This is a genomic window from Hydrogenophaga sp., from assembly GCF_018780385.1.
Taxonomy (GTDB): domain Bacteria; phylum Pseudomonadota; class Gammaproteobacteria; order Burkholderiales; family Burkholderiaceae_C; genus Hydrogenophaga.
Window position 1 is genome coordinate 1 of sequence record NZ_JADMJO010000114.1, and the last position, 4,294, is coordinate 4,294.

The following is a 4,294-nucleotide window of genomic DNA, read 5'->3' on the forward strand; positions in this document are numbered from 1 at the left end:
TGCAGCGCCGCGTCCGCCGCCACGCCGGGCATGGGCACGCAGACGCAGACGATGGCCGAGCCCTTGATCTCGTCGGGCACGCCGATCACCGCCGCCTCTGACACCTTGCCGGTGCCGGTGAGCAGGGTTTCAATCTCCGACGGGCCGGTGCGCTTGCCTGAGACCTTGATCGTGTCGTCGCTGCGGCCGAGGATGTAGAACAAGCCGTCCGCATCGTGCATCGCAAAGTCGCCATGCACCCAGACGCCGGGCAGCGTGCGCCAGTAGCTGTCGAGGTAGCGCTCGTCGTCGCGCCACAGGCTCTTGGTGAAGCCGATGTTGGGGTTGCGCAGCACCAACTCGCCGACCTGGCCCGCGCCGACCGGCTGACCGTTGTCGTTCACGATGTCGACCCCGGCGCCAAGCCCGCGCGCGCCGAACGAGCCTGGTCGCAAGGGGTGGTGCAGGGTGCCGGTGAAGTTGCAGCCGCCCACCTCGGTGCCGCCGACAATGTTGAGGAACGGCAGACGCTCTTTGCAGATGTGCTTGAAGAACCAGCGCCAGGGCGCCTCGGTCCATGCCTCGCCACCGGAGCAGGTGATGCGCAATGCAGACAAGTCGTAGCTTTCGACCTCTGTGTCGCCGTAGCGCATCAGGCTGCGGATCAGCGTGGGCGCGACACCCAGATAGGTGACTTTGTGATCCTGCACCAGACGCCAGAAGCGTCCTGTGTCGGGGTAGTCGGGCGTGCCTTCGGCCACCAGCAGGCTGCCGCCGAAATAGCTCGGGATGCAGGCGCACATGGCACCCACCATCCAGCCCATGTCGCTCATGAAGAAGAAGCGGTCGCTCTGCTTGAAATCGGCGCAGATGTGCATGTCGCGCGTGACCATCGAGCCCAGGAAACTCACGTGGGTCCAGATGCAGCCCTTGGGCTTGCCGGTGGTGCCCGAGGTGTAGAGCAATACGGCGGGTGCCTCGGCGGCCATCTCGGCGGTCGGCATGTCACGGGGTTGGGCGGCGACCAGGCTGGCCCAGTCGTGGTCGCGTTCCGGCGTCATCGGGCATGGGGACGCTTCACCCAGGTGGCGCAGCACCACCACGTGCTGCACGCTGGGTACCTCGCGCAGGGCTTCGTCCAGCACCGACTTCATGACGCCGGGGGTGCCGCGTCTCCAGGTGCCATCCACCGTCAGCACCGCCTTGGCTTGTCCGTCGTTCAAACGGGCGACAATGGGTTGCGGCCCGAAGCCCGAAAACAAGGGCATCAACACGGCGCCGATCTTCAGGACCGCAAAGAACGCGACAAAGGTCTCCGGCAGGTTGGGCATGTACAGGCCGACCCTGTCGCCCCGAGCAATGCCCAGCGACTGCAACGCTCCGGCCAGGCGGCAAACCTCGGCATCAAACTCGCGGTAACTCAAGGACTTGCGGTTTTTCGGGTCTTCGCCCTCCCACACCAGGAAAGGCTGGTCCCACACCGGCGTTCCGCGGTGCCGGTCCAGGCAGTTCAGCACGATGTTGGTGGTACCGCCGACACACCAGCGCGCCCACTCGATGCCGCGCGAGGTGTCAAGCATCTGCGTGTAAGGTTGATAGAAGCGCATGTCGCAAAACTCGAACACCTCTTGCATCAACCAGGCCGGATCGGCATCGGCGCGAGCGCTCAGGTTCTCGAAGCTCGATTCGCCCACTTTGTGCAAGAAGGCGGTCAGGTTGGACCGCGCCATCAGTTCAGGAGCGGGCTTCCATTCAAACGGTTGTTTGGTAGAATTCATGCTGCCATCCTATCCGAACGTCGTATGGGAGTCCAGCGGTGCAAGTCTCACCGCGTCGTTTCTTCTCCGTAGCTCTACGCAGTCAGAAAGGCAGTCCGTCCGTGCATGTTGATGAAGCGATCCGCAGTCGAAAATCGGTCAGGCGGTTTCTACCCACGTCCGTTCCTTCCTCGGTTGTGCAGCACATTTTGAACGTGGCGGCGCGAGCCCCGAGTGGCAACAACGTGCAGCCGTGGAAGGTGTATGCGGTGGCGGGCGAGTCCCGGCAGCGTCTGTGCGATGCCTTCATTGAGGCGGCCACGCACGAGCCAGACCGCCACCAGCCTGAATACGCCTACTACCCCACCACCTGGGTCGAGCCCTACCTGGATCGTCGGCGGCGCTGCGGTTTTGGCCTGTATGCCAGCCTGGGCATCGCCCGCGACGATGCGGCGGCGCGCGCGCATCAGATGCTGCGCAACTACCTGTTCTTCGACGCGCCGGTGGGCCTGCTCGTCACGCTCGATCGCCGCCTGAACACCGGCAGCTTCATGGATCTGGGCATGTTCATCCAGAACATTCTGGTGGCCGCCCGCGCACAGGGCCTGCACACCTGTGCGCAGGCGGCGCTTGCTTGGTACCACAAAGTGGCGCGTGCCCAACTGCCTATCAGCGACCACGAAATCCTCGCTTGCGGCATCGCCCTGGGACACGAGGACCTGTCGGCCCCGGAGAACGCCTTCATCACCGAACGAACCGATGTGGAGACGTTTTCCAGCTTCCATGGTTTCGACGCGGCTCGCTGAGCTCACGCGCCAGCGATTGAACCTTTGATTCATTCCGACAAGCACACCCAAAGGAGCCGAGCGATGATTCTGCACACTGCTGAGACCTTGAAGCGTTACACCGAAAGCGGCCACTGGGGCCGGCGCACCCTGCTCGATTTGCTGCGCGAGACGGCGGCCAAGGCGCCGGAGCGGCCCGCCGTGGTCGACCCGGCTGATCGGCCTGATCTGACCGGAACAGCAGCACAGAACCTGAGCTATCGGGAGTTCGCCGCGGCCGTCGACGCCATCGCGACCGGGCTGCTGGACATGGGTTTGCGCAAGGATGAAATCGTCGTCGTGCAACTGCCCAACGTATGGGAACTGGTTGCCATGTTTCTTGCGGTCAGCCGCGCCGGCGGCGTGCTCTCGCCGATGCCGATTCAGTGGCGCGACAACGAGTTCCAGAATGTCAAGAAACTCACCGAGGCGCGCTTCTTCTTCGGGATGCGCGATTTCAAGGGTGCCGATCAACTCGCCATCGCCGAGAAGACCGGATTTGTCGCGCTGCCGATCGAGCGTATTGCCGAGATGGCGCGTGGTGCGGCCGACGTGGCCAGGCTCGACGCCATCGGTGTCGACGCCAACGACATTTTCAGCCTATGCTGGTCGTCCGGCACCGAAGCCCTTTCCAAGGGCTGCCCGATGTCTCACAACAACTGGCTCTTTCAGATGAACCTGATCCCGCTGACGGCCGGGCTGCACGAAGGGGACCGGGTGCTGGCGACCGCGCCGGTGGTCAACATGACCGGTGTGGCGACCTGGCTGGCTTCGCTGGCCATCGGGGGCACGACGCTCTTGCATCACCCGCTGAACATGCCGCTGCTTCTCAAGCAGTTGATGCATGACCAGGTGCATTTCACCCTGCTGGTGCCTGCCCTGCTGAACATGATCCTCAAGTTGCCCAACGTCGATCAGCTTGACTTCTCCAGCGTGCGCTGCATCGCCTCGGGTTCGGCGCAACCCTCGCGCTGGAGCATGGAGGAGTTCAAGCGGCGCTGGAACATCGAAATCCTGCACGCCTGGGGACAGACCGAAGGCACCGCGGTGTTTGCAGGGGCGCGAGACGTGCCCGATTTCGCCAAGCGGGCAGATCACTTTCCGTGGTGGGGTCGCCCGGGCGTCGAGTGGCCCTCGGACATCCAGGGTGTAGAGATGAAGCTGCTCGATGAGAGCGGTGCAGAATGCACGCAGCCCGGCCAGGTGGGCGAGCTGGTCTACCGCGGACCCAATGTGTTTGCTGGCTATTACCAGCGGCCGGACCTGGCGATAAGCACGTTCACCCCCGACGGCTTTTGCCGCACAGGTGACTTTTTCATCGTGCGGGACGTTCACCACATCGGTTTCTTTGACCGCAAGAAAGACATCATCATTCGCGGTGGCTTCAACGTTAGCGCAGCCGAGGTCGAGAACCTGGTTCTCACCCATCCCGGCGTGCAGGAGGTGGCGGCGGTGGCGGTGCCCGACGAGATCATGGGCGAGAAGACCTGTATCTTCGTCGTTCCGAAGGACAAGGCCCAGCCGCCGGCGCTGGAGGATATCGTCGGCCACCTGAAGCAGATCGGCGTGGCGGCTTACAAGCTGCCCGAGCGCATCGAGTACCTTGACGCCATCCCGCGCAACCCGGTAGGAAAAATCCTGAAGGCAGAACTGCGCAAGCACCTGCGCCCCGCGGCTGCCTGAGCCCACTCCGACCCACGAACCCAGTTATGGCAAACATCAAATCCGCACCCT

The 4,294-nt window shown here is 63.6% G+C and carries 3 protein-coding genes; 2 read left to right on the top strand and 1 reads right to left on the bottom strand.

The window, feature by feature from the left end; genetic code table 11:
• Positions 1-1,757, bottom strand: a 1,757-nt coding sequence (locus IV113_RS23290; RefSeq protein WP_291090281.1) for an AMP-binding protein, incomplete at its 3' end; no start/stop codon positions are given.
• Between the two features lie 101 nt (positions 1,758-1,858).
• On the opposite strand from IV113_RS23290, the gene IV113_RS23295 reads away from it, so the two are divergent.
• Complete coding sequence (locus IV113_RS23295) at positions 1,859-2,542, top strand: nitroreductase (RefSeq protein ID WP_056278382.1); 684 nt, start codon at positions 1,859-1,861, stop codon at positions 2,540-2,542.
• 63 nt (positions 2,543-2,605) lie between these two features.
• Positions 2,606-4,243, top strand: a complete 1,638-nt coding sequence (locus IV113_RS23300) for a class I adenylate-forming enzyme family protein (protein ID WP_291090284.1) — start codon at positions 2,606-2,608, stop codon at positions 4,241-4,243.
• Positions 4,244-4,294 lie beyond the last annotated feature (51 nt).